This window comes from Fulvivirga lutimaris (genome assembly GCF_009711525.1).
Lineage (GTDB): Bacteria > Bacteroidota > Bacteroidia > Cytophagales > Cyclobacteriaceae > Fulvivirga > Fulvivirga lutimaris.
This window is the reverse complement of the sequence record NZ_SMLV01000321.1, coordinates 1-4107: the sequence shown is the minus strand read 5'-3', so window position 1 is coordinate 4107 and position 4107 is coordinate 1. Positions and strand designations below refer to the sequence as shown.

Sequence of the window (4107 nt, the reverse complement as noted above, 5' to 3'; positions counted from 1 at the left end):
TTATTGGTATCATATTATACACTTCCTGAGGCCCTTTGCATTTAAAAAGAACAACAATTTAAACTCAAGATATATGTATAAGTTCTACTTCAAATTCGCATGGCGTAATATTCTGAAAAATAAAAGGACAACGACCATGAATATTGCCAGTCTTAGTATTGGTATTGCCTCGTTCATTTTTATCACAATTTACCTTACAGATCAATTAAGTTATGATCAATTTCACTCAGACTATGAGCGTATTTATAGGGTGCCAATAGACTTTATGGATTCTGAAGGAAACAGGTTGCCTGATGCCACTTCACCTCCGGCACTCGCACCTGCATTAAAAAGTGATTTTCCTGAAGTTACATCAGCTGTAAGGCTTTTTCCTGGTTGGGGGAGAAAGTTCTTATTAGGCACCTCGGATGAGAATCAATTTTTTGAAAAAGATGTGATAAGGACAGACTCTAATTTCTTTGAAATATTTGATTTTTCCATGATTTATGGAGACTCTCAAACGGCCTTGAATGATGGTAATAGCATTGTGATAACAAAAGACATAGCTTATAAATACTTTGGAGAACTAGATGTTCTGGGAAAAGAGATCATACTATTTGGTGAAGAAAATAAGAGCTATCTTGTGAGTGGAGTATTAGAAAATGTTCCTCAAAATTCTCATTTCAAGTTCGATTTTTTAATAAAAATACCATTTGAAAATCTTGAAGAGAACTGGGGCTGGTATAATTATTACACATACATTAAATTGTCAAAAGGTATCGATTTAGCCAATTTTGAAGCTAAACTACAGCCATTTTTTGAGAGCCATCTTGATGAGGCTGAATTTTATAATATTATATACCTGCAAGCCCTAAAGGACATTCACTTAAAGTCTCATCTCAAATGGGAGCTTGACACAAATGGGGACATTGCCAATATCTATATTTTTTCAGCTTTAGCTCTATTCGTTCTTGTTCTTTCTTGCCTGAACTATATTAATTTAACCATAGCGGAGTCGGTTAAAAGATTTAAAGAAGTAGGAGTGCGCAAGGCGTTTGGAGCTGTTAAAAAATCACTCGTGTCTCAGTTTTTGATTGAGACGATATTGGTGGTTACAATATCAATGCTGCTAGCCGTAATTTTCTCTCAATTCTTATTCATGAATCTTACTGATTTGATTGGTTACGAAATCAACATATTCGATGCTAATAACTTGATAATAATGTCTTGGATCAGTGTTGTGGTTCTCGCAGTTGGTGTTATTTCTGGAATTTATCCAGCTTTTTATCTTTCTTCCTACAAAATTGCTGCAGCTGTTAAAGGTGCAGCTGGTAATCGAAAAAAATCATTTTTAGGGCTTAGAGAAGTTTTGTTAATTATTCAGTTCTCAATTTCGGCACTTATGATATTTGGAACGATTGTAGTTTACAACCAACTTGGGTTTATTCAAAGCAAAAATAAAGGTTTTGATCCTGAGCAGGTCTTGGTAATTGAGAACGTTAATAACCTCAGAGATTATAAAGTGCTTAAAAATGAAATAGAACAACTTTCTTCAGTAAACTCTGCCGGTGTATCAAGTGGTGTCATTGGAGGTCTAAACTGGACGACCACTGTAGGTTATCCAGATGGGTTTTTGATGAATTACATTGCAATAGAACCAAGTTTTTTGGAAACACTAGGTGTAGAGTTTGTTTCTGGTAGAAATTTTATTGATGGAAATGAAAATGATGCATCAGGCTTTAATTTGATAATCAACCAAACTGCTCTATCTCAACTTGGTATTACTAATGAGGATGTTGGTAAAGACATTCCAATTACAAGCAATAATGACTCGATTGTTTATGGCCGTGTTGTGGGTGTAGTTAAAGATTTTCATTTTACAGACTTTAAATCGGCAATAAAGCCGTTTGCATTTTTATACAGAGAAGGCTCCATGCCATATTTAAATGTTAAGATTTCCTCTGAAAACATAACATCTACTTTAGAATCTGTGAGTGCAATTTGGAGTAAATACTCCAATAGTCCACTTGAGTATTCATTTTTAGATCAAACCTTTAACGACTTGCATAATGAGGAGACAAAACTTTCTAAAATCTTATTGTACCTAACTGCACTGGCCATGTTCATTGCAGTTATGGGAATGTTTTCGATTGTTGACCTAACCTTAAAGGCCCAATTAAAGGAAATTGCAATTAGAAAAGTTCTAGGAGCTTCAATAGCTAATGTAACTCAACTGGTAACTAAGAAATTCATAGTATTGGTGACCATCGCAAACCTGATAGCTTGTCCAATAGCATACCTGTTATTGAATAATTGGCTAAACAATTTCGAATTTCATATAGTGATAGGATCAAGTCTGTTTATTATAGTAGTAGGGGTAACTTCGTTAGTTGCTTTGCTTACTGTTGGTACTCAGTCATTTAAAACTGCAATGACTAACCCGACCACAGTCTTAAGAAGCGAATAGTCTAGACAAAAGAAAAGGGGAAACTTTCATTTCCCCTTATTCAACCTAAACTTGAAAAAACTAATTGTTTAATCGGAAATATGAAGTCTTTAAGTTCTGAACGAGAAAATCACTTTCGTTCAGATATTTTGCCAAATCTGCATTTGGCTCATCATCTTTAGTAATAGTTACTTTGTATACGAGCTCATCTTTGAGGTCGTAGAATTCTAAAATCTGTGGTTCGCTAGGGTTATCAGAATGATAAAACGGATCGAGAGTTTCGATTTGTTGTTGATTGTCTTCTTTTTTATCTGTGTCATTACCAAACGTTGGTAATGAGCCTAAAGCTGCTAAGACGAACAGCATACTGAACTTTTTGAGTTGACCGCTCATGATTGTTGTTGTTTTATTTTGAGTGCCTCCCGAACTTTATCGGGAGACTAATTTTGACCTGTAAACTATTTTACAATAGGTGTGCCAAGATGTTAACTTATTGATAATCAATAATATAATAAAATATAGGATTTGAAGTTTGTAACAGAACCGGACACACATGGTCGGTCTGGTACTAATAAAAAGGTTACATGAAACAGCATATTTTTTTTAGCATAGCTGCGGGCATTGACTGCTCATTACCTTTGCTTATGCGACATAAAATTTTATTTTTGTGCAAATTTTAATCCAAGCGATACATGAGCGTTTTAGTCAATAAAGATTCGAAGGTTATAGTACAGGGTTTCACAGGCTCAGAAGGTACTTTCCATGCAGGTCAAATGATCGAATATGGAACAAATGTGGTAGGTGGTGTTACTCCTGGTAAGGGAGGTCAGACACATCTTGATAAACCTGTATTTAATACTGTAAAGGAGGCTGTTGATCAGGCAGGAGCTAATGTGTCTATCATTTTTGTGCCACCAGCGTTTGCTGCCGATGCAATTATGGAAGCTGCCGATGCTGGTATTAAAGTTATCATCGCTATTACTGAGGGTATCCCTGTTAAGGACATGGTAACAGCCAAAAACTACCTTAAAGGTAGAGATGTAGTGCTTGTTGGGCCTAACTGTCCGGGAGTAATTACACCAGGCGAGGCAAAAGTTGGTATCATGCCAGGTTTTGTTTTCAAGCAAGGTAAGATTGGTATTGTATCTAAATCAGGTACTTTAACTTATGAAGCTGCTGATCAGGTGGTGAAAGCTGGTTTAGGAATCTCTACGGCCATTGGTATTGGTGGTGATCCTATTATTGGAACATCTACAAAACAGGCTGTTGAAATGCTTATGAATGACCCTGATACTGAGGCTATCGTAATGATAGGAGAGATTGGTGGTAACTATGAGGCTGAAGCTGCTCGTTGGATCAAAGCTCAGGGCAATCCAAAACCTGTTGTTGGATTTATAGCAGGACAGACTGCACCTAAAGGTAAGAGAATGGGACACGCAGGAGCTATCATTGGTGGAGCTGATGATACAGCAGAGGCTAAAATGAAAATTATGAAAGAATGTGGGCTGCACGTTGTTGCATCTCCTGCAGATATTGGTGACACTATGTTGAAGGCTTTGGGAAAATAAAGCTGGTATTATTGTCAAACAAAAAAGGCGGATTCAATTGAATCTGCCTTTTTTGTTTTTGTGGGGTTGTTCTACAAATACCTTAAAGTGGGTATTTATATATTTCTAAATTTT

General features: G+C 36.2%; 3 protein-coding genes. 2 read left to right on the top strand and 1 reads right to left on the bottom strand.

Features of this window, described 5'->3' with window-relative positions; all coding sequences use genetic code 11:
- Positions 1 to 73: 73 nt before the first annotated feature.
- The gene (locus E1140_RS06660; RefSeq protein ID WP_155180656.1) at positions 74 to 2446 is read left to right on the top strand and encodes an ABC transporter permease; all 2373 of its coding nucleotides are present in this window, start codon (positions 74 to 76) and stop codon (positions 2444 to 2446) included.
- A 60-nt stretch (positions 2447 to 2506) separates the two neighbouring features.
- Here the strand turns inward: E1140_RS06660 and E1140_RS06655 are convergent, their stop codons facing one another.
- Positions 2507 to 2818, bottom strand: coding sequence for a hypothetical protein (locus tag E1140_RS06655; protein ID WP_155180653.1), 312 nt, complete (start codon positions 2816 to 2818; stop codon positions 2507 to 2509).
- Positions 2819 to 3117: 299 nt separating this feature from the next.
- On the opposite strand from E1140_RS06655, the gene sucD reads away from it, so the two are divergent.
- Complete coding sequence (gene sucD / locus E1140_RS06650; RefSeq protein WP_155180650.1) at positions 3118 to 3993, top strand: succinate--CoA ligase subunit alpha; 876 nt, start codon at positions 3118 to 3120, stop codon at positions 3991 to 3993.
- Positions 3994 to 4107: the final 114 nt, after the last annotated feature.